The 19,245-nt window shown below is 52.5% G+C and carries 14 protein-coding genes; 5 read left to right on the top strand and 9 right to left on the bottom strand.

All coding sequences use genetic code 11. From position 1 onward, the window contains the following. The first annotated feature begins 22 nt into the window (after window positions 1-22). The gene (locus L21SP2_RS12365; RefSeq protein WP_024268874.1) at window positions 23-2,326 is read left to right on the top strand and encodes a UvrD-helicase domain-containing protein; all 2,304 of its coding nucleotides are present in this window, start codon (window positions 23-25) and stop codon (window positions 2,324-2,326) included. On the opposite strand, the gene L21SP2_RS12360 is transcribed toward L21SP2_RS12365, so the two are convergent. The 5 genes from L21SP2_RS12360 to L21SP2_RS12340 are packed head-to-tail and all read right to left on the bottom strand — an operon-like array spanning window position 2,292 to window position 8,030. Continuing rightward, the gene (locus L21SP2_RS12360; protein ID WP_024268873.1) at window positions 2,292-3,308 is read right to left on the bottom strand and encodes an SPL family radical SAM protein; all 1,017 of its coding nucleotides are present in this window, start codon (window positions 3,306-3,308) and stop codon (window positions 2,292-2,294) included. The genes L21SP2_RS12365 and L21SP2_RS12360 overlap by 35 nt on opposite strands. A gap of 3 nt (window positions 3,309-3,311) precedes the next feature. Next, window positions 3,312-4,127: a hypothetical protein gene (locus tag L21SP2_RS12355; protein ID WP_024268872.1), complete on the bottom strand. Its 816-nt coding sequence runs from the start codon at window positions 4,125-4,127 to the stop codon at window positions 3,312-3,314. Continuing rightward, entirely contained in the window at window positions 4,124-5,671 is a 1,548-nt protein-coding gene (gene mtaB, locus L21SP2_RS12350) for a tRNA (N(6)-L-threonylcarbamoyladenosine(37)-C(2))-methylthiotransferase MtaB (RefSeq protein ID WP_024268871.1), read from the bottom strand. The genes L21SP2_RS12355 and mtaB overlap by 4 nt, the downstream gene beginning before the upstream one ends. After that, entirely contained in the window at window positions 5,664-7,322 is a 1,659-nt protein-coding gene (locus L21SP2_RS12345) for a MiaB/RimO family radical SAM methylthiotransferase (protein ID WP_041401567.1), read from the bottom strand. Before L21SP2_RS12345 ends, mtaB begins: the two co-directional genes overlap by 8 nt. Window positions 7,323-7,364: 42 nt before the next feature. Then, complete coding sequence (locus L21SP2_RS12340; RefSeq protein ID WP_024268869.1) at window positions 7,365-8,030, bottom strand: ferredoxin--NADP reductase; 666 nt, start codon at window positions 8,028-8,030, stop codon at window positions 7,365-7,367. Between the two features lie 385 nt (window positions 8,031-8,415). On the opposite strand from L21SP2_RS12340, the gene L21SP2_RS12335 reads away from it, so the two are divergent. Continuing rightward, the gene (locus L21SP2_RS12335) at window positions 8,416-9,438 is read left to right on the top strand and encodes a LacI family DNA-binding transcriptional regulator (RefSeq protein WP_024268868.1); all 1,023 of its coding nucleotides are present in this window, start codon (window positions 8,416-8,418) and stop codon (window positions 9,436-9,438) included. Between the two features lie 135 nt (window positions 9,439-9,573). Then, window positions 9,574-10,584 (top strand): lipoyl synthase, encoded by a 1,011-nt coding sequence (gene lipA / locus L21SP2_RS12330; RefSeq protein WP_024268867.1) that lies wholly within the window; start codon window positions 9,574-9,576, stop codon window positions 10,582-10,584. Window positions 10,585-10,697: 113 nt separating this feature from the next. On the opposite strand, the gene nadA is transcribed toward lipA, so the two are convergent. The 3 genes from nadA to L21SP2_RS12315 all read right to left on the bottom strand — a co-directional run bounded on the left by nadA (window position 10,698) and on the right by L21SP2_RS12315 (window position 13,502). Further along, complete coding sequence (gene nadA, locus L21SP2_RS12325) at window positions 10,698-11,675, bottom strand: quinolinate synthase NadA (RefSeq protein WP_024268866.1); 978 nt, start codon at window positions 11,673-11,675, stop codon at window positions 10,698-10,700. A 50-nt stretch (window positions 11,676-11,725) separates the two neighbouring features. Continuing rightward, window positions 11,726-12,775: a diguanylate cyclase DgcA gene (dgcA, locus tag L21SP2_RS12320; protein ID WP_024268865.1), complete on the bottom strand. Its 1,050-nt coding sequence runs from the start codon at window positions 12,773-12,775 to the stop codon at window positions 11,726-11,728. Between the two features lie 85 nt (window positions 12,776-12,860). Then, a complete protein-coding gene (locus L21SP2_RS12315) occupies window positions 12,861-13,502 on the bottom strand; it encodes an LON peptidase substrate-binding domain-containing protein (protein WP_024268864.1) in 642 nt (213 codons plus the stop codon). Window positions 13,503-13,794: 292 nt separating this feature from the next. On the opposite strand from L21SP2_RS12315, the gene pyk reads away from it, so the two are divergent. Together pyk and L21SP2_RS12305 are read left to right on the top strand one after the other, a co-directional pair. Further along, on the top strand, window positions 13,795-15,210 hold the full coding sequence (pyk, locus tag L21SP2_RS12310; protein WP_041401564.1) for a pyruvate kinase: 1,416 nt from the start codon (window positions 13,795-13,797) through the stop codon (window positions 15,208-15,210). Window positions 15,211-15,356: 146 nt separating this feature from the next. Continuing rightward, window positions 15,357-16,292 carry a tetratricopeptide repeat protein gene (locus tag L21SP2_RS12305; protein WP_024268862.1) on the top strand — a complete coding sequence of 312 codons (936 nt, stop codon included), beginning with the start codon at window positions 15,357-15,359 and terminating at the stop codon, window positions 16,290-16,292. 142 nt (window positions 16,293-16,434) lie between these two features. Here L21SP2_RS12305 and L21SP2_RS12300 read toward each other — a convergent pair whose 3' ends face one another. Then, window positions 16,435-19,194: a phosphoenolpyruvate carboxylase gene (locus tag L21SP2_RS12300; protein WP_024268861.1), complete on the bottom strand. Its 2,760-nt coding sequence runs from the start codon at window positions 19,192-19,194 to the stop codon at window positions 16,435-16,437. Between the last annotated feature and the right edge of the window lie 51 nt (window positions 19,195-19,245).

Below are 19,245 nucleotides of genomic sequence, written 5' to 3'. Positions count from 1 at the left end.
TTCCCCATCCGTATACTCAGGGATGATGCAACAGGACACCCGGGATGAATCCCGCAGCGAAATCCGCAGACTCGTCAGCATGCTGGGGGCAGATCCCGGGTTTTTTATGCTCAGCCTGCACGCATATGCCGAGAAGGTTATGAATCAGCGCCTAGGGCTTGATGGTCCTTCCCGGGACGGCGGAACAGATCAATTATCTCCCACCCATTCTTCTCCGGAAAGTTACAGCTTTCAGGAAAAAATCGGAATGTACCGGCAGTATTTGCTGGGAACCGGCGGAGATAACCGGGCCTTGAAACTCAGGGGGATCAGCAGGCTCTCCCAAATGGAGGCGAGCCACAGACTTCTGCAGGGTGTTCTGCGAAGATTTCAGGAAGTGAGTGTTGATGAGGCAAAGGCCGAAACCTGGTCATTTTTAGAATTCTGCCGTCTCAGCGGAATTGAGAGCCCTCACCTTCAGAAAATCAGGGATAATCTGGATATATGGGAAACCCGGCAATCCGCCGAGGCGGAATTTAACGAGCTGCGGAAGGCCAGGCTGGCACTGCAGATGAAAGATATGGAGATAAAAGATCTCCGCCGCCGGGCGGATCAGGCGGGCAGCCGAGGCCCGGGAGAAGCAGCTGCCGGAGAATACGAGTGGCTCAACAGCTACCGGGATGAGCTTCTTCGTCTCTCTATTTTCACCCGCACCAGACGGGATTTCGAGCAAAGCATCGTGCGCCTGAGCCGACAGCAGCGGGAAGCGGCTGCGGACATTGCCCGGGAACATCAGCTGCTCATCAGGGGACCTGCGGGAAGCGGGAAAACTGTGGTTCTTCTGGAGAGTCTGCGGCAGCAGGCGGCCCAGAACACACTGGGCTTCGAGGAAGAACCCAGACTGGGGCTGTTCACCTTCGCCCGGACCCTGGTGAAGTACGATAAATACATCAGCGAAATACTGGGAATCCAGTCTGAACACATGCATATACAAACCGCCGACAGCTATATCGCCGGACATCTGAGAAAAATCCAGCCAGGTGCGGAGATCCGCTACGGCCGCTTTCTCCCCGATGCACTGGATGTGCTGATTTCATCTCTGGAGGATGAAGCGTACGGGGAACTGTTCGCCATTTTGAATCAGCGCCAGATAGTTTTTGAAATAAATGAAGTGATATGGGGCTATGCCCTGAGCCGGGAAGAATACGTGGACGACATGTACTCCCGCAGAGGGCTGCCGGGAAAACTCGATGGTTTTCACCGTTCCCTCCTGTGGAGAATTCAGGAGCGGCTGCGGGATCAGCTTGAAGAACAGCAGCTCTACACCCGGAATCTTGCGGCCCTTGTGCTTTCATCTTCACTCCCTGCTGCAGCTTCCCCGGGAATGTCAGCCGGCAACTCGGTCGGGGACGATCCGGTCCCCGAAGCATCCGATGCCCGAGCCGCTGCAGGGAATGCCGGGGCAGGGGAAGCCGGCCCCGGACCCGGCCCCGGATCCGGACCCGTAGGGACGGCCCGGTTCCATACCCTCTATATTGATGAGGTTCAGGATCTCCCCCCTGTGGTGCTGCGGTTTTTCCGGGGGATCAGTGCGCGGCTGATCATGGCGGGTGATGACAGACAAAGCATATACGGCCTGCAGTCTCCGTTCGCCCGGGCGGGAATCGATATCCGGGGAAAGAGCCGGTATCTTTCCCTGAATCTCCGCAACAGTCTTCCCATCCAGGAGTTTGCCGAGCTCTACATGGAGCTGTCGGGGTTTAAATCCAGTGAGCCGGGGAACGGCAGCGATACCCAGGAGACGCCTCCTCCGGGGTTTCGGGAGGGGCCTCCGCCGGTGATTCACCGCTTCGAGGATGAGATGCGCATTACCGGTGCGCTTGCAGAAAGAATACGCTTGTATGTGGATTTTCTCGGATACGAACCCAGCAATATCTGCATTCTTGTGCACGACCGAAGGCGGCTGGATCAGCTTCGCCGGGAATTGCCGGAGATGACCGGATTGGAGCTTCAATCCATCCGTGATCCGGACTTCGAGTTCGGTGTGCTGCCGGATCCAGGGCAGGAGTCTTCTTCCGCCCTGCGAATTTCGCCCATCCATTCCGCCAAGGGGCTGGACTTTCCTGTGGTGCTGTTTCATCTGCCCACCCTGAGCACCGCGGAAATGCTGAGCCGGGAACATGAATTGCGGCAGAAGCGCAATCTGATCTACGTGGGCATTACCAGAGCCATGGATCATCTTGAGATATTCACCACCCGGACCTTCCTGGATTCCCCTGAGGCCGAACCTCTGAGCCGTGCCTGGGAGAACCTTACCCGTGGACGAAAAAGATCTTCTCAGGGCTGATATACGCGCGTAATCTGCCAGTCATGAATTCCCGGACCTCCCGGATAAAATCGGGAGCATAGCTCACCAGTTCGCCGGTTTTGCGGAAGTCCCCGTACAACACCGGAGACTCGGGGCGTACGGTTCTGATCCGTTTGAGAAAGTCCTGATTCATCCGGAATACCCCGAAGCTCACTTCCTGAACCTTCTCCGGGGGAATGCGGCGGAAGGTTTCTTCAATCATATTTCCGTAGAGGTCCTGCCAGTTCTCAAGCTCCAGAACCGGATCAAAGGTGAGTTTCAGAGGCCAGCCGTCCTCTGCAGCCCGGGAGGCGGCGAACAGCCTGTTGCGGAAACTTGCCGTCCCCCGTTCATGTTCCCGGCTCACCTGTTCCGGGCTCAGGCTCCATACCAGAAAACTGTTGGCAGAGGGTTCAAGGTCGGCAATGGCCTGGTAATAATCGCTCTTGGTGCGTATCTCCAGGGCGAAATCTTCCCGTCCCCGTGCGAACTCCAGCCACTCCCTGGCGTAGGGATACAGCGGTTCGAATGCAAGAATCTCGCTGAGATACGAAATGCTCATATATACCGGACCCTTCTCAAGCTGCCGTTCTGCTGCATGGATAAAATCCCTGTTATTCAGAAACATGACGCTGTGGGCGGAGCCGTGCATTCCCTGGAGAAAGCAGTAATCGCAGTTATACACGCAGTTGCGCACCAGAGCATTATAGAATAACCCGCTCTGCTTCCAGGAGTTTATGCGCTCATTTCCCCGGTAGAGAAAATGCTCCCGTTCTCTGGCCAGGATGAGGGCCGGCTGATGTTTTTGGATCCGGAAGCTTTGTCGGGGTCTGTTGAACACGTCCTTGTAATGTTCAACCGGAATGATCCGGGGATTCTGCCCCGAGTCATACAGGCGCTGCAGAACTCCCCGGCTCATGGGAGACTCCGTAATATCCCGTTCAACATAGACGTGACTGAACTGATGTACCGAACTGAGCATATCTTACGCCTCCCCCGAAGAATTGCCGGCCAGATCGCTCATATTGGCCAGATAGGTAACGAATCGGTGGAGCGACGGATACAGCTGCCGCTTCTCTGCAAGCGGGTTGAGAAAAAGCGTGTGGAGCTGATGTGGGGAACAGAACGGAATGAAGCAGCGGTAAAATTCTTCAAGAAACAGATTCTGCTCTTCATTTCGAAACATTTTCTCCCCCAGGACCTCTTCTCTCCGGATTTTTTTCGGGCCGGCTGACCCTCCGAATGCTTCCGTCCCCTGATCCCGCCCCTGATCCCGGTCCTGCCTGTGAGAATTCAGGTCCGCTGAAATCTCTTCCAGGCCGTGATCAAGAACCAGGTCCGGATAGAACTCTCCCTCGGGGAGGTCCACCCTGTGTACCACAGCCCCGGGGCCGGGGATGAAATGATCTTCCACCAGGGCTGCGAAAATATCTCCCGGTTGAGCGGTCTCCCGGGAAGCGATCCGGCCTGCAAGGAAGCCCATACTTCGTGCCATGGTAAGCGAACCATGCAGGCTGATAGTGCCGTTTCCCGCCCCCGTCAGGGCAGGGGCTGAGACCTCACCGTCGGTTTGAAGTATTTCAGGTTTACTTCTTCCCGAGTAATTCCCGCCGAGATTTGCCGTTTCGAGTTTCAGGTCTTCACGTGTCCAGAGCCGGATTTCCGGTGACCTCCCCGGGGGAGTGGAAGCAGATTGCCAGCCGAACTCCCTCTGTCCCCGGGATTTCAGTCCCAATGCGGATTGTATTTTCAGGGGGGCAACGTCGGCGGAAATCCTGCTGAGCTGAAGGATGTGAATCATTCTTTTCCGGACGAAGAAGCTGAGTCTTCCAGGGAATAAACCAGCTCGCCCAGGAGATCCGGATCGTCCCCGGCATCCAGACCGGTAGTTTCAACCCGGGCGAAGCGGTTTTCAAATGCTTTAGCCCTTGATTTTCCGATCCCCGGGGGCAGGGGAAAGCTCACCGGAACATAATGCTGGCCAAGGCCCCGTGCACGGTATCGGGTATTGCCGTCTTCATCTTTCCCGGCGCTTACCTTCTCTACCAGTACCCGCTGACTGCTGCCCACCAGTCCCTGGCGGTACGCTCTTTTGGCTTTTTCGGCCTCCAGGCGGAGTTGTTCGGAACGGCGGTTCTTTTCTTTCTCCGGAACCTGCTCATCCATTCTGGCGGCCCGGGTTCCTTCCCGTACAGAGTATTTGAACGCATGTACATGTCCGAAACCGATGGATGTTACCGCATCCAGGCTTTCCTGGAACTCGGCGGTCCCTTCTCCGGGAAATCCGATAATAATATCCGTGGTGATATTAAAATCAGGCCGATGTTCCTTCAGCCGGGCTGCAATCTCCCGGTATTCGGCATAGCTGTACTGCCTCCGCATTTTCAGAAGGATTTTTTCCGATCCGCTTTGGAGGCAGAGGTGCAGATGGGGGCACATCCTGGGGTGGTTCATAAGTTCCAGGAAGCGCTCATCCAGCTGATCCGGCTCGATACTTGAGATTCGCAGCCGGTAATCCCCGTTGAGGTCCAGCAGGCCCTGGATTATGTCGGCGAATACAAAATCGCCGTGGCGGTAGCGGCTCATGTTCACACCTGTGAGCACCAGCTCATGATATCCGTCATCAATCATCTGCTGTGCGGAGCTGAATATGTCTTCGGGCGGCCGGCTTACTGCACGGCCTCGAACAAAGGGGATGATGCAGAAGGTACAGAAGTTGTCGCAGCCGTCCTGAATTTTCACCATTCCCCGGGTGTGAAACACCCGGCTGGAAGCGTCATATTGAAAGCGGTCCCCTTTCAGGGATTCGGGATGGAGAATTTCCCCGTTTCTATGGGCCTGAACCAGTTCAAAAATGGAGTTCTTTCTGTCGTTGTCCACCACGAAACTGCGGCCGTCTTTTTCAAGCTCATCCCGGTGACTGTCTACAAAGCAGCCCGTGACCACCACCATGCCGGAGTCTCCGGGATCTGCTGCCTCAGGCAGATCGATATGGGCGGTTTTGCCGTTGAGTCTCAGGGCCTTGTTGATGGTGTTCCGGGTTTTCCGGTCGGCCTTGTTGGTCACCGTGCAGCTGTTTACCACACTTACATCGGCCTTCTGTGAAAAGGGTACAACTTCCCATCCTTCCCGCATGAACCGGGCGGCAAGGGCATCGGTTTCATATTGGTTCAGCTTGCACCCCAGGGTGTTGAAGGAAACTGTGGGCCTGTCTGTATTCCGGGAGTCACCTTTCGAGGCATCAACCGAAACGGATCCGGATTCAACAGGAGCGGCGGGGGTAAATGCGCCGGTATCTGCCTGCACCTTCCGGGGTTTTACATCCTGCTCTCTTACATCATGCACGGCGCACCTCCCCGGGGACCTGTGTTTCAATCAATTCCCCTTCCAGGCTCAATTCGCTGGCAGAACTGATCCGCAGCTGCACAAATTGACCGATGAGGCTGTCATCATCATGGAGAAAGCGAACCGGCAGCTTTCCCTCGCTTCTTCCGGCCAGGTAGCGCCCGCTGCGGTCCCGCCCTTCTACCAGAACCCGCATGTTCCGGCCCACCAGAAGCCGGTTGTATGCCAGACTGGATTTCTGGAGTTCTTCACTGAGTACGTGCAGCCGGCGTTTTTTCTCATCCTGGGGAATATCATCGTCCCATCGGCTGGAAGCGGCTCCGGGTCTGGGGCTGTACATGGCGACGAAGGCCATGTTGTATTGAAATTCTTCCATGGCCCGGCGGGTCCGCTGGAACTGTTCCTCGGTTTCGCCGGTGAATCCCACGATGATGTCGGTGAACAATGTAGCCTCAGGCAGTATTTCCCGGATATTTTCCACGATTTCCCGGTACCTTTGCAGACTGTGATTCCGGTTCATCTTAATAAGCAGTTTATCGTCCCCGGACTGTAGGGGAAGATGAATCTGTTTGGCCAGACAGCGGTATTCAGCGATAATTTCCAGCAGATCCCGGGTCATATCCCGGGGGTGAGGGGAGGTGAAGTACACCAGGAAATCATCCTCTTTACCCAGATCCCTGCCCATTTCGCCGATGCGGCGCATGAGCTCGGGGAAGCGGATTTCGTCTCTTTCTTTGTCCAGGCCGTAGGAGTTCACGTTTTGTCCCAGCAGGGTGATGCTTTTGTACCCCCGATTGAGAAGATCTTCCACTTCCGCCAGAATTTCGCTGCTGGGACGGGATACTTCCCGTCCCCGTGTGTAGGGAACTGCACAAAAGGTGCAGAATTTATCGCAGCCGTTCTGGATGGGGATAAAGGCTTCAAAGGGTGAACGGTAATGGGGTTTGATGTTCCAGAATCCGCTCATGGGATCGGGTGCTCCACTGCCTGATGCGTCGGGCAGAATGCTGCGCTTTACCTTTTCCCCTCCGCCGCGATTTTTCACTTCATTCTGCATGGCCCTGATGGCCGACAGGGTGTTTTCTCTGCGGTTTTCATCTCCATAGAGGGCATTGCGGTGATTCAGAGATTCACCCGAGGGGAGCTTTGCGCTGCTGTCCTGATGATCCACCAGCTTCAGTACCTGACTTTCCCTGGGATCTTTCAGCCACATGGGGCCCACCGGTCGCCCCGGGGAGGCGGCGGGTTCTGAAGGGGCTGCAGGTGCAAGGTCCATATCTTTTGCAAACTGTCCGCCGGAAAAGGGGGTGGTGATACCGTACTGGCTGATCATCTCCGGAAGGTCGGGTAGTTCATTAATGCTGAACAGAAGATCAAAGCGGTCAAGAAACTTTTCCCGGTCTGCGGGAAGAATGCAGCCTGAAACGAAGGTGAGCAGGCTTTTGCTGTTTTTCCATTTATTCCATTGGTGGATTTTGGAATACACTTTGTCGATGGCCTTCTGGCGCACTGAACAGGCAACGATACCCAGCAGCTCGGCGTCCTCTTCACGGGGGGTCTCTTCATAGCCCATGGCCTCAATAACCGCCTGAATCCGCTCTGTGTCCGACTGATTCATCTGACAACCGAGGTGCACTATATGGTACTTCATACTATTTTTCCTTATTTATCTGATGCCGCCCGTTCCGGGGGCTTAGAAATACACTTCCGCAAACATCTGTTCTCTGGGAATCCCTTGCTCGGAAAGAATGTCGTAGGCTTCGTAGATCATATCGCAGTTTCCGCAGAGGTACACGCTTGCATTGGGTTCCACCGGATTGGCCCTGAGAAAATCGGTTACCCGACCGGGGAAATCTCCGCCTTCCTCCCGGGAGACACAGCGCACCACCCTGGATGGATCATACTGATCAAGCTCATAACCTTCCTTCAGGCGGCGAACACCGTGAAGAAGGGTGTAGTCCAATTCATCGTAAGAATTGCAGAAGCTGTGAAAGGGGCTGATTCCCGTCCCGGTCCCGATAAAATACAGCTTGTTTTTCCTCCGGGATTCATCGATGAGAAAAAATCCGAAGGGGCCTTCAACATAGAGTTCATCTCCGACTTTCAGCTGTTTCAGTTTTCTGGAAACATGGCCGCCTTCCACTTCCTTTACCAGAATTTCCAGATAATCCGCCTCTGCAGGTGAATATATCGAATATTCTCTCATGTGAATATCACCCTTAAGACCCACACTCAGATACTGTCCGGGCTGAAAATCCATTCCCAGGCGTTCAAAGCGGAGAACATAGCTGTCTTCGGTGAGGTTCCGTACTTCCTGCACGTTGTGATGAACCCGGCTTCGGGTGGAAACTTTTGACATCTGCGCCTCTTTTGCTGTTTTGTTACGGGATGTTCAATCAACACTGCCGTTTGGAAAGAACATAAAAACGGGGCGAAAAGCGGGCCGTTTTTCTTAATTATCTAACTTATTAGGATGCAAGAGTATAGAGTAGATAAGTGAAAACATCAAGATTATCGGAGCGGATGGAAGAAGCATCAGCTTGACAGCTCCCGGGACTGCTCTTATTCTGTATAGATCATAGAGATTCTAATAAAAAAAGCATTTTAGAAGAACCTCTGTTATGAGGCAGACATCATCGCCTCATGATTACCGGGCGGAAACGGATCCCAGCGGCTCTGATACATCAGTAGCAGGTTCCTGGAATCGCCGCCTCACATAGAATAAGATAGATCTAGGAATATTCATGCCAAAAAAAGTAACCATCCACGATGTTGCCCGGCACGCCGGAGTATCCCATACTACCGTAAGCTGGGCCATCCATGACGATCCCCGAATCACCGCCGAAACTAAACAGAAGGTATTGAAATCGGTGGAAGCACTGGATTACTTCCCGGCATTTCTCGGGCGTTCATTGGTTGGGGGGCATACCAAAACCATCGCAGTGGTTGCGGCAAGTTTTTCCACTCTATTTGAAATGGAGTTGATCCGGGGTGTGGAAGAAGCTCTGGAGGCAGGGGGGGATGAGTACACCATTCAGCTCTATTCTTCCAACCGGGATAAAAACAGCCGAATGAAGACGTTTCAGAAGATACTTCAGGGAAGACGTGCCGATGCGGTTATTACGGTGAATCTGCGCCCAGGACACACATTCATCGAAGAGTTCAAAGACAGCGGAGTTTCGCTGGTTCTGGTGGAAGATATTTTCGAGAACGTAAGCAGCGTCTACTGCGACAGCACCATCGGCGCACGAAAGGCAGTTGAGCATCTCATAGACCGGGGCTGTAAAAAACCGGGACTTCTGGTGGGGTATCATAACGATCCCCTGGGAAGCCTTTCCCCCAAGGCCCGCTACGACACATATATTCAGGTAATGAACGAACGGGGGATTCCAGTGGATGAAAACGCAGTTGTGGAGATCCCCACCTACCATCCCGAAGAGGCGATCAAAACCTTCAAAAATTTCATGGACGCAGGATGCGACGGGATTTTCTGCGCCGCAGGGGACCTGGTGGCTCTTGGGCTGCTGAAGGCCGCCAGACAGCACAATATCAGCATACCCGATGACATGCGGATTGTGGGATACGATGATGTCACCTTCTCAAGTCTCACCAACCCGGCACTCACCACCATTCATCAGCCTCTGAGACAGATGGGGGCCACGGCCTATGATCTGTGCGTCCGGGGAATTAATGCTGAAAAGGAACACAGCTGGTTCGCCGAAACCGTCCGTCTCGAGCCGGAACTGATTGTCCGGGAATCCAGCTGATCGTTCAACGGGAACTCTGTCTGCAAAAACCGGTCCTCCCGGAATGTGTGTTCACACTGGCCTTCACCGGCAAAATCTAGTAGCTTAGACACCCAGAACAACATCTGAAATGCAAGAGGCAATTGGAGAAAATATATGTCAGACAGCTTTACCATACCAGAAGAGCAATTGCAGAAAGGTTCCGGCATAAAGAAAACCGGCGCAACGAAAAGCGGCGCAACGAATACAGCCGCGAAGCAGACCGGGAAAAACAACAGACCGGTAACACGCAAACCGGAGTGGCTGAAAATTCAGCTGAACACCAACGATAATTTTAAAGATCTCAAAAAGATGGTGAAGGAAGAGCGTCTGCATACGGTGTGCGAAGAAGCCCGCTGTCCCAATATTCATGAGTGCTGGGGGAAGCATAAAACTGCCACCTTCATGATTCTGGGAGATACCTGCACCCGCCGCTGCAGGTTTTGTGCGGTGAAAACCGGTCTTCCCGGTGCGGTGGATCTTGGCGAGCCGGCACGGGTTGCCGATTCGGTTGCCAAGCTTCAGCTGGCCCATGTGGTAATCACCATGGTCACACGGGACGATCTGAAGGACGGAGGCGCATCCATAGTTGCAAAAACCGTTGAAGAGATCCGAAAGGCCGCTCCGGACTGCGGAGTGGAACTTCTCACTTCAGATCTCATGGCCGATCCTGACAGCATCGCCGCCGTGCTGGAGAGCAGGCCGGATATTATGAGTCATAATCTTGAAACCGTGGAGCGCCTGACTCCGGTTGTCCGCTCCCGTTCATATTATCAGCGGAGTCTGAAAATGCTGAAAATGAGCCGGGAGATTGCACCGGATATTGTCACGAAATCCAGCCTGATGCTGGGTCTGGGTGAAACCAGGGAAGAGATTCTGGGAGCCATGGATGACCTGCTGGCCCACGGGGTATCGATGATGAACATGGGGCAGTATCTCCAGCCCAGCCGGAATCATCAGGCAGTGCAGAAGTACTGGACCCCCGAGGAATTTGCCGAGCTGAAAGAGCGGGCCCTGGAAAAGGGCTTTGATTTCGTGGAGGCCGGTCCGCTGGTTCGCTCCAGTTATCATGCCGGCGAACAGTATGAAAACTATCGAAAGAAAATTCACCCCCTGTACAGAAAGTGATTAACGAACCATTCACCTCTGTACAGGTATGTGTTCCCTACCAATAATGCATTGCTGCAGGAACATAATGCTGCAGGAAATTATCGGCTGGTATCAGAATTGATATTCCGGTATCAGCCGATCTCCAGCATGCGTTCCACCGCCCGCCGTCCCCGGCGGATAATGTCCTCGTCCACTTCCACTTTATGAACCATGTTCTCCAGGGAATAGATGATCTTGTCCAGGGTGATTTTTTTCATGTGGGGGCAGGTCTGGCAGGTGCTGATGAAATTCTTTTTGGGGAAAACCGACCTGAGGTTGTCGCCCATGCTGCACTCGGTAATCAGCATCACGTTCTGTTTGCCGCTCTCAGCGATCACCCGTTCCATCTGGCTGGTGCTTCCCGCGAAATCTGAGGCTCCGGTAACGTCGGTATCGCATTCGGGGTGGCTGATCACCACCAGGTCATCGAACTGAGCCCGGGCGGCATCAATGTCGCTTTTGGTGAACTGTTCGTGCACCATGCACTTGCCCTGTTCCCAGCTGATAATCCGTTTATCGGTCTGGAGGGCGACATTTTTCGCCAGATATGCATCCGGGAGAAAGAGTACCTCGTCGCTGTCCAGGGAGTTCACAACCTTGGCTGCGTTGGCGCTGGTACAGCAGATATCCGTTTCCGCTTTTACCGCTGCAGAGCAGTTCACATAGGTCACAACCGGAACTCCGGGATGCTGTTTCTTCAGCATGCGGACGTCCTCGGCGGTAATGCTCTCAGCCAGTGAGCAGCCTGCTTCCATATCTGCAATGAGGACGGTCTTTTCCGGGCTCATGATCTTCGCAGTCTCGGCCATGAAATGTACGCCGTTGAAAAGAATAATATCTGCAGTGGTCTGTGCCGCCTCCCGGGCCAGACCCAGGCTGTCTCCGATAATATCCGAGACTCCGTAGAACACATCCGGTGTCATGTAATTATGACCCAGGACAACCACGTTCATATCTTTTTTCAGTGTACGGATCCTGGCAATTTTATCCATTGCTTCATCCAGCTCATGGGGGAGAATGGACGGCTCCAGTTTGGAGCGTACCTGATCCAGTGTTTTTGCTATTTCCATGGCAAGAAGATACTAAAGGGCGTACATTTAAGCAAGAAGGAGGGGCTGCATCAGCTCAGGTCAGCTGCAGTGGTGGTGCGGTTCCGTCCGCCTCGTTTGGACTCATAGAGGGCTTTGTCCGCTTTCTGGATGAAGGTCTGGGAGTTAAGATCGGTATATGGATCGAACTCCGCAAGCCCCATGGATATTGTTACCGAGCAGCTTGCGTCTTCGTAGGTGAACAGGGCCTGGGCAACTGCCGTACGGATCCGTTCGGCGATCTGCAGGGCCGTGGAACGGGGGGCATCGGGGAGGAGTACCACAAACTCCTCGCCGCCGTACCGGGCTGCCATATCAGTCTGGCGAATATTATCCAGGATAATTCTGCTCACACCGATAATAACTTCGTCGCCCACCACATGGCCGTAGTTGTCGTTCAACGCTTTAAAGTGATCTATATCCATCATGATGAGACTCATGGTTTTGTTGTGGCGTCTGCTGAGGGCGATCTGACTGCTCAGAGTATCCAGGAAGAAATGTCGGAGTTTGAGCCGGGTCATCACATCGGTGGTGGTGATCTCATACAGGAATGCATTGTGCACCGCAATTCCTGCGAGTATTGCGATGTTCTCCACGTAATCCCTGTCTTCCATGGGGATTGCCGATTCCTGAATTGGATCTCCCAGTATGAGAATGCCGTTGATCACATCCTTGGCTCTCAGAGGGATAATCAGAACCGGCTGCAGCTGGGATATGGGATCCAGAGGCTCCTCTCCGATTGCCGACTGAAGATCATCAAGGGTTTGGCTTTTGGGATGATCGTGAAGATAGTCCAGCAGAGGATTCCCCTCGTGAATCACATACTGCTGGTGGGCGTGCATGTCGAAGCCCACCTGACTTCTGTGGAGCACCAGGTCCTGACTGCCGATATCCTTCCGGGCGAAGAGGCCGGCCTTCAGCACTTTGAGCTGACCCATGCAAATATAGAGAATGGATTGAATCAGAGCGTTGTAATCCAGGTTTGAATTGAGACTTTTACTGATCTCGATGAGCTGGGTGAGGTCAAAGATCTTCTTTTCATACATGTCAATCTGCTGCTCAGCTTCTTTTCCCTGGATCATAATACTTTCAAAGTATAGTAATAAATGGATTTGCTGTATACGAGAAAAGAGAAAACCATGGTGATTTTTATTCGGAATTGGCGGTCTAATTAAAAATGTGGCGGATGTCCGAATTATCCCCCAGTATTTTCAGAAGCTGGTGATGCGCCTCCGAGCGCATAATTACCCGTTTGGCGGTGGTGATAATGCTTTGCAGCCTGTTGGCTGTCGAGCTGGTCTCAAGGTTTTCCTGCTTATCTTCCAGGTTCATCATATCGCTGGCGGAGATGAGAAAACTGAAGTCCACGGGATTCAGGCTCATGAGATACTTTCTATCCAGCTCCCGGTTGTTCAGGGATGCCAGTTTGATGACCGCTTCAACCGCCTCGGTTTTCATGCGTTCGAGTTCCCGGGAACTGGCGGAAGTGCTGCAGTCGCTGAAGTATTTTACTTCAGCCGTCAGGTACTCTCCTGAATCATCAACCTCTTCCAGGGTGAATCTGTCCGAGCCCTGTATGATGATATCTTTTCTGCCGTCCTCGTATTCCTTCAGAACATTGGTGATTTTTCCGGAGCAGCCGGTGGATTTGAAACTGCTTCCGTCATAATACACGATTCCGAAGGGCTCATCTTGTTTCAGACAGTGGGACACCATCAGCCGGTATCGCTCTTCAAATATATGCAGGGGAAGCTGCATGCCGGGCAGGAGCACAACCCCTAATGGAAAAATCGGTATTATTTTTTTCATCTCAACTCAATATACAAAAAAGATGGTGAAAAGAAAAACATGGATTTTCGAGAGCTGCCAACTATTTCAGAAGCTGCCGGCAATTTTGGTAATGTGTGTATAGGTCAGGGATTTAGCCAAACGACATTCAAAAAAAGGCCAAAACGGGTTCTCCATACCCGTCTGACCTGATAGAATACCCGCTAATCGGTGTGCTTCGGAGCAATGCCTCACATTGACGGCGGTATTGGAAAAAACTATACTTCGTTGTGTACCGAGTGTATTAATCCCAATCCCAAAACGGAGTACGACCGTGAAGAAGTTAACCAAAATAGTCGCAACCATATCAGATATGAATTGCGAACCGGATTTTATCCGATCCCTCTACGATGCCGGAATGAGCGCAGTGCGCCTGAATACCGCCCACCAGGAACATAAAGACAGCCTGAAAGTAGTGGAAAATGTCCGAAAAGTATCCGATGCAATCCCGCTTGTACTGGATACCAAAGGTCCTGAAGTACGAACTACCAAAAAAGAGTCGGACATTAACGTGAAAACCGGCGACATTATCAAAATGATTGGAGATCCCGACAAACTTTCCAGCAAGGAATGCGTATACCTCAACTACAAAGGCTTTGTGGAAGATGTCCCCGTGGGAAAACTGATTTTGATTGATGATGGTGATGTTGCTCTTATCGTAAAAGAAAAGAAAGACAACGCCCTGATTTGCGAAGTTCAGAATGACGGGGAGATCGGCGGAAAAAAGAGTGTAAATGTACCCGGCGTGCACATTCATCTTCCCGCTCTCAGCGATAGGGACAGAGGCTACATCGATTTTGCCATTGAACATGAAATCGATTTTATCGCCCACTCCTTCGTCCGGAACAAAGAAGATGTGCAGGTGATTCAGGACATTCTCGATGAGCACAACAGCAAATCCAAAATCATTGCAAAAATCGAAAATCAGGAAGGCGTAGAGAACATCGACGAAATCATTGATCATGTTCACGGAATCATGGTAGCCCGGGGAGACCTGGGAATTGAGATCCCCGCTGAAAAGATTCCCGCAATCCAGAAAATGATCATCAGAAAGTGCCGGGAAAAATGCAAGCCGGTGATTACCGCCACCCAGATGCTGCACACCATGATCAAGAAGCCCCGGCCCACCCGTGCTGAAGTGAGCGATGTGGCGAATGCCGTATATGACGGTACCGATTCACTGATGCTCAGCGGAGAAACCGCCTATGGTGATTATCCCCTGGAGTCTGTACAGACCATGGCAAAAATCGCCAAGTCTGCAGAAGAAGCAACAGATGCAATGGTGAACATAGATGTTGATCCTTCCAGTCACCAGATTCCAGCATTTCTCGCACGTACTGCGGTGAAGGCAGAATCGAAAATTCCCATGAAGGGAATCGTGATTGACACATCAACCGGCCGCACCGCACGCTACATTTCTGCATTCCGGGGAAATATTCCCATTTATGTGGAATGCTACGATCCGAAAGTTATGCGTCAGCTGGCAATCACATACGGGGTAACGGCAAGCTATATGCCCGCCCGGCAGGAAGGGGTTGAGAAATTTATCAATAAGAGTCTGAACCATCTGGTGAAGGATGATCTTCTCCAGAAAGAAGATACGGTGCTCGTTCTTGCGGGTAACTTCGGTCCTTCAACCGGAGCCTCATTCCTGGAGATCTCCACAGTAAAGAACATGCTCCAGCTGTAACAGCCCCGAGCACATCTGTTCTCAGGCGGGGCGGGGATGTTTTTCCCGTACCTGCCCGATAATACCCGGACGGAAGCAGCAGATGCTTCGGTTCGGGTCTTTTTTTTTCCGGGGAATGGGATATAATTCCAGTAAGGGGAATGGATTTGGATCCGTTACGGAAGGCCCGGGATCTTATGCATCTGGGTGATTACAGCGCCGCGAAGCATATATATGAGGACCTCAGCAGAAACGACCCGGAAAATGAACCGGTGCATTTTCAGCTGGGCCTGTGCTATAGCGCAGACAGGGACTTTCAACGCGCCCTTCATGAGTTTGAGTCCTGTATCAAACTTGATCCTACCCATCTGGAAGCTCATATTGAACTTGGAGACCTGTACTTCAAACTAGGGGACGACAGTCGTGCCCTGGAATATCTTCAGAAATCATGTGAAATCGATCCGGAGAATGTGCGGGCACGAACCTATCTGGCCCGTCTCTATGAGCATACCGGTAACTACGACCATGCGATCCGCCAGTACAAAAAAGCAATTGAGGGTTCGGAGGCCAATGAGAGTCCGCGGCACGATCTGGCTCTGGCCTATATTCATAACGGAGATCTGTTGGATGGCTACCTGATCCTTCAGGAATTGGTGGATGAAGCCGACCTGGGATTGCTGTGGAGCAGGATCAATAAGACCGAGCAGGACCTGGCCGAGTTGAATGTGAGCGCCACTGCGGACTATATCTCCATGCTGAAAGATGATATGGATACGGTGGAGTCCCGGTTTTTTGAAAAGTACGGATACTCCATCCGCTATACCAAAGGAATGCTGGATGCCCTTGAGCGCTTCCTCCAGATGGAGGAGCAGGATATTCTCAAGGTACGGAATGAAATCCGCATGCTCATACATCTGGGTGTAGGGTTTTCCGGAGATACCGAGAGGTTTGAACTTCAGAGCATGCCGGGGAGGTTCAGCGGGTTTCAGCTGGGCTGCTACCTGTTCACTTCGGAACAACTGACCCGATCCGAATCCCGTCTGCCGGGATCATATGAAGAGGCGTTCGCCCAGGCCCTCACATTTCTGCAGCACCACCAGTAACAGCCCTGTGGCAGACCAGTAAACTCTCGAACCATTAGTAACCGCCCAGAGCGACCGCCGCCCTCCGGCTCGATCAGATCGGCAGGAGCACCCGTCCAGGGGAGGTGAATCCCGGCAGATCCACCCCCCGAAAGACACGGACCTATACCGAGTTTCTGGATGCGTTGATGGAGGCCATCAGGCTTTTGATGATCAGCTTTTCCAGAACGTCCTTTTGTTTCTCCCGGTCGCTTTCCACGAAACGCCGGGTTTCCACTCCGGCCTCTTCCTGAAGCTGACGGATTTTCTGCAGGGCATACTGCTGAATGACGATTACCGGAAGAATCAGACGCTCACGCATCCTGATGGATTCCCGGATCACCTGATCGGTATCCAGCAGGCTGTTCTGGCCGGTAATGGCGAAAAGATTTTTCGTGCTGAGTTCCGCCTCGCTTTTCAGAATATTCCAGAACTCGCCGTACTCGGGATCATCATTCAGGTAGGAAGTGAGTGGAAAATAGGATTTACTCAAACTCTGCATGGAATTTTCCATCAGGGTTCGGAAAAAGAGACTGTTATGGTACAGCTTTTGAAGTTTTTCCTGCTCACCCTGTTTGATCAGTTCCTCCAGCGCTGTCCCCAGGCCGTAGTAGCCGGGAATGTTCTGCTTCATCTGGCTCCAGGCACCGACGAAGGGGATGGCTCTGAGACTATCCAGGTTCAATGGTCCGGATTTACTGCGCTTGCTGGGCCGGCTTCCGATATTGGTTCGACCGTAGTAGCTCAGTGGGGTCATATGCTCAAGATAGGGCAGGAATTTCGGATGATTTCGTAATGCCATGTAGTGGGCGTTCGCCCGTTCCGACAGACGCTCGATGAGATCCCTCTCCTCTTCGTTCAGGTACATGCTGTCGGAGGGAAAGAGGTTGTTTTCAAGACCTGCGCTCACCAGCTGGCCCAGGTTATGGGCGGCAATATCTTCGGTGCCGTAACTGGAGCTGATGGTCTGTCCCTGAATTGTGAGCTGAATGGTTTTGGAGTCAATTTTACTTCCCAGACCCCGGTAAAATTTGTGGGTGTTGCCGCCGCCCCGTGCAGGAGGACCACCCCGGCCGTCAAAAAACAGCACCCTGAAGCCATGATCACCGGTAGTCTGGGTGAGGATTTCCTTGGCCTTGTAGATCTCCCAGTTGGCTGTTACATATCCGCCGTCTTTGGTACCGTCGGAGAATCCCAGCATGATGTGCTGATGACGGTCCCGATTTTTCAGATGCCGTGAATACTCCGGAATTTCATAGAGACGGTTCATAATCCCCGGTGCATTGTGGAGATCTTCCACCGTTTCAAACAGAGGTACAATATCCAGGGGAAGTATATCCGGATCAAAACCGCTGAGAAGGGAGAGGAACCACACTTCCAGCACATGGCTTGAACGCTCGGTGTGACTGATCACATAACGATGGGCGCCTTTCTCCCCGTTTCGTGACTGGATTTCATGGATCGCCTTGAAACTCTGGAGACAGTCCCTGCTGATGGCATCGCTTCTGCTGTCCAGGATCTCCTCCAGAAGCTGCTGTCTGCTCTGATGTTCAAGCTTGCTCAGGGCTTCTGCACTGAGCAGGAGGGCTTCCACCCGTTTTTGATCACTAAGGTCTTCATAGCTCTTGCCGTCAAGAACCTTGCCTTCAAGCTCCTTGAGCTTACCCCAGCGCTTTGCATCCACTCCTTCAAGAATGTCTGCGCACAGCGACGTGTGAACCGCCGAATCCTGCCGGATATCCAGGCTGGCAAAATGAAATCCAAAGCATTGTATTTTATAGATAAACCGGTTCAGAAGCTGTACAAAAAGACCGTTGTGCTCCCGGATAACCAGGCTGCGGATTTCAAACAGTTCCTCAAGCAGCTCCTCGGCGCTGTTGTATCCTTCATCCGAAACTTCCACATGGAACACTTTACCGTCCACCTGTTTGGCTTCATATAACTTCTGTACATTCAGATATCTGCCCACCGGGTTCAAGGTGCTGTCCAGCTTGTCCACAACGCCCTGGATGCGCTCCAGTACGCCGTCGAAGGTTAGCCGTCGGGTAAGATCCCTTGCGTCTTCCAGGTAACTGCCCAGCACCTTCCGTCGGAGCATCTGCCCCACCTCTGTGGTGATCTCATGGTTTACGAAAGGGTTGCCGTCCCGGTCTCCGCCGGGCCAGAAACCCAGTTCAATAATGGACGGCAAATTCAATGCCGCATCCTCGTCAGGACAGATATCCTCAACAAGATGAGCATGAAGCTTTGGGATAACGCTGTACATCACGTTTTCCAGAGTCCACATCAGAGACTGGGCTTCATCAAGGGGCGTGGGCTTTTTCTGTTTTTTGAACCGGGTGTTGCCCATCTGGAGAAGGAGATTGTTAATCTCCTGAATGTCATTTTTCTGAAGGGAATCCACCAGGTCCACCAGAATACTCAACACCTGATCGGTATAAAATTGGGTGGGATGGGCGGTGAGTACGATACGTACCCGGTACTCGTCCAGCAGTTTCTGATAATCATCCACGATTTCGCTTCGCTCAACCCTGTTGAGGGTGTCCTTGATGGATCCCGGCCCCTGGGTATCCACTATGCGGGTGAAGGCAGAATCCTCCATTGCATCAAAGAGTACAACCTGACGTTCTGCCAGTCTGAGGAAGCGGAAAAGATCATTCTTCAAATCTCTGAACGAGTCGGTACCCACCCGCTGGGAGAAAAACTCCTCCACCAGTTCTATGGGCGGTGTGCCTTCTTCCAGGGCATCATGACAGTATGAGGTGAAAACCGGCAGAAGAATGCCCGAACTTTTCACGTCCGGGAAGGGCAGGTTCAGAAATAAACCGTTATATATCTGATACTTCATGCCCACATGTTCCTGAAATGCAGAAAGGGTGTTCATAATATGGAGACTCCTGAGTTGTGTTTAATGTAATCCAGTGAGAACTTTTCC

Source organism: Salinispira pacifica (genome assembly GCF_000507245.1).
GTDB classification, from domain to species: Bacteria; Spirochaetota; Spirochaetia; order DSM-27196; family Salinispiraceae; genus Salinispira; species Salinispira pacifica.
This window is presented reverse-complemented; position numbering and strand designations above follow the sequence as displayed.